We start from the raw sequence: 2,586 nt of genomic DNA, 5'->3' as shown, positions 1-2,586 counted from the left end.
GGAGACCCGTGCGCTGGTCCCGCGGACGCCGATCATCTCCGGCACCGGCTACAGCGTCGACCTCACCTCCAGCGGCGCACCGATGCCGTCGCGTCCGCTGTTCCTCAGCGAGGCGCGCGTGGCCGTCACCCCGCTCCCGGGCGCCCTGCGGATGGCGGGGACGATGGTGCTCGATCGCAATCCGCGTCCCGGTGTCGATCGTCGCCGGCTTGATGGAATCCACCGCGCCGGCATCGAGGCCCTGCCCTCGTGGAAGGGCGCGTCGCGCTCGGCCGGCTGGGCCGGCGCGCGGCCCTGTACCTACGACGGCCTGCCGAGGATCGGCTGGACCGATCGTGAACGCGGCGTGCTGGTCGCGAGCGGCCACGGCATGGTCGGGGTGACGCTGGCGCCGATCACCGGTCAGCTGGTGCGGGGCATCATCGACGGCCGCCCGGACCCGCGGCTCGACATCCTCAAAGACATCTAGGAGATCAATGAGCACTTCCATCTTCAACGGCACCCTCCCGGCGCTCATGACGCCGTGCACGGAGGACCGCACGCCCGACTTCGACGCGCTCGTGCGCAAGGGCCAGGAGCTGATCGGCCACGGCATGTCCGCGGTGATCTATTGCGGCTCGATGGGCGACTGGCCGCTGCTGACCGACGCGGAGCGCATGGAGGGCGTCGAGCGCCTGGTCGGTGCGGGCATCCCGGTCATCGTCGGCACCGGCGCGATCAACACCCGCACCGCGGTCGCACTCGCCGACCACGCCCGCCAGGTCGGCGCCAAGGGCCTGATGGCCATCCCGCGCGTGCTCTCGCGCGGCTCCGTCCTGGCCGCGCAGAAGGCGCACTTCAGCGCGATCCTGTCCGCCGCGCCCGACCTCGAGGCCGTCATCTACAACAGCCCGTACTACGGCTTCGCGACCCGTGCCGACCTGTTCTTCGAGCTGCGCAAGCAGCACGCCAACCTCGTCGGCTTCAAGGAGTTCGGCGGTCACGACGATCTCCGCTACGCCGCCGAGGCCATCACCAGCGCCACCGACGACAACGTCGCGCTGACGGTCGGCGTCGACACCGGCGTGTTCCACGGCTACGTCAACTGCGGGGCGACCGGCGCGATCACGGGGATCGGCAACGTGCTGCCGACCGAGGTGCTGCACCTGACCAACCTCTGCGTGGCCGCGGCCAAGGGCGAGGCCGAGGCGCGCCTGCGCGCCCTCGAGCTCGAGCAGGCGATGGGCGTGCTCGCCTCCTTCGACGTCGGGCCCGACCTGGTCCTCTACTTCAAGTACATGCTCGAGCTGCGCGGTGAGGCGGAGTACAAGCTGCACTTCAACGAGACCGACGAGCTGACGCCGAGCCAGCGCGGCTACGCCGAAAGCCAGCTCGCGCTGTTCGACGCGTGGTACGCGGACTGGAGCCAGCTGCCCGGCGCGGTTCAGACCTACAAGCCCTGAGGGGCGTCACTGCAGGAACGCTCCGCCGTAGGCGTTGAGCGCGGGTTGCCCGCCGAGGTGCGCGTAGAGAACGGTCGATTCGGATGCGATCTCGCCGCGCTTGACAAGGTCGATCATGCCGGCCATCGACTTGCCCTCATAGACGGGGTCGGTGATCATGCCCTCGAGGTTGCCGGCGAGCCGGATCGCGTCGATCGTCGGCTGGTCCGGGATGCCGTAGGTGCCGCCGTGGTAGCGGTCGTCGAGCACGATCTCGTCCTCGCGCAGCTCGCGGCCGAGCTCGATCAGCTCGGCGGTGTTGCGGGCGATGCGCGTGACCTGGGCGAGCGTCTCCTCCGGGCGCGCGGAGCCGTCGATACCGATGACGCGTCGCTCGCGCTCCTGCGCCGCAAAGCCCGCGATCATGCCCGCCTGCGTGCTCCCCGTCACCGAGCAGACGACGATCGTGTCGAAGAAGACGCCGAGCTCGTCCTCCTGCGCTGCCACCTCCTGCGCCCAGCGCGCAAAGCCGAGGCCGCCGAGCGGATGATCGGAGGCGCCCGCCGGGATCGCGTACGGCTTGCCGCCCCTGGCCCGCACGTCCTCGAGGGCCTGCTCCCAGCTCTCCTTGAAGCCGATGCCGAACCCGGCCCGCACGAGCCGCACGTCGGCGCCCATGATGCGGCTCAGCTGGATGTTGCCGACACGGTCATAGACGACGTCGGGCCAGTCGACCCAGCTCTCCTGCACCAGCACGCAGCCGAGTCCCATGCGCGCCGACACCGCGGCGACCTGGCGCGTGTGGTTGGACTGCACGCCGCCGATCGACACCAGCGTGTCGCAACCCTGGGCAAGCGCGTCGGCCACGAGGTACTCGAGCTTGCGCGTCTTGTTGCCCCCGTACGCGAGGCCGCTGTTGACGTCCTCGCGCTTGGCCCAGATCTCCGCGCCGCCGAGATGCGCGGTCAAGCGCTCGAGCTTGTGCACCGGCGAGGGACCAAACAGGAGAGATTCGCGCGGGAAGCGCTCAAGGGCCGTCGTCGGGGCAGGAGACGTCCTAGGGTTCATTCGGGGCTCCGTCGTCGGGAAAGGAGGCGTCCAGGAGCGTGGCCAGCGTGAGCCAGTTCTCGCGAACCGCTTCCGCCGTGCCGACCGGGTCGCCACT

General features: G+C 70.1%; 3 protein-coding genes. 2 read left to right on the top strand and 1 reads right to left on the bottom strand.

Annotated features, from left to right (window positions below; translation table 11 throughout):
- The coding region (locus VFX99_RS15620) for an NAD(P)/FAD-dependent oxidoreductase (RefSeq protein ID WP_329667213.1) at positions 1-469 on the top strand (469 nt) is incomplete at its 5' end.
- Between the two features lie 7 nt (positions 470-476).
- The gene (locus tag VFX99_RS15615) at positions 477-1,442 is read left to right on the top strand and encodes a dihydrodipicolinate synthase family protein (RefSeq protein WP_329667212.1); all 966 of its coding nucleotides are present in this window, start codon (positions 477-479) and stop codon (positions 1,440-1,442) included.
- 6 nt (positions 1,443-1,448) lie between these two features.
- On the opposite strand, the gene VFX99_RS15610 is transcribed toward VFX99_RS15615, so the two are convergent.
- Complete coding sequence (locus VFX99_RS15610; protein ID WP_329667211.1) at positions 1,449-2,489, bottom strand: 1-aminocyclopropane-1-carboxylate deaminase; 1,041 nt, start codon at positions 2,487-2,489, stop codon at positions 1,449-1,451.
- Between the last annotated feature and the right edge of the window lie 97 nt (positions 2,490-2,586).

Origin of the sequence: Microbacterium sp. (assembly GCF_036277215.1) — a bacterium.
GTDB lineage: Bacteria > Actinomycetota > Actinomycetes > Actinomycetales > Microbacteriaceae > Microbacterium.
This window is presented reverse-complemented; position numbering and strand designations above follow the sequence as displayed.

Coding starts and splice junctions, on each gene's coding strand:
- VFX99_RS15615 (WP_329667212.1), top strand. CDS start 477: ATGAGCACTTCCATCTTCAACGGCACCCTCCCGGCGCTCATGACGCCG.
- VFX99_RS15610 (WP_329667211.1), bottom strand. CDS start 2,489: ATGAACCCTAGGACGTCTCCTGCCCCGACGACGGCCCTTGAGCGCTTC.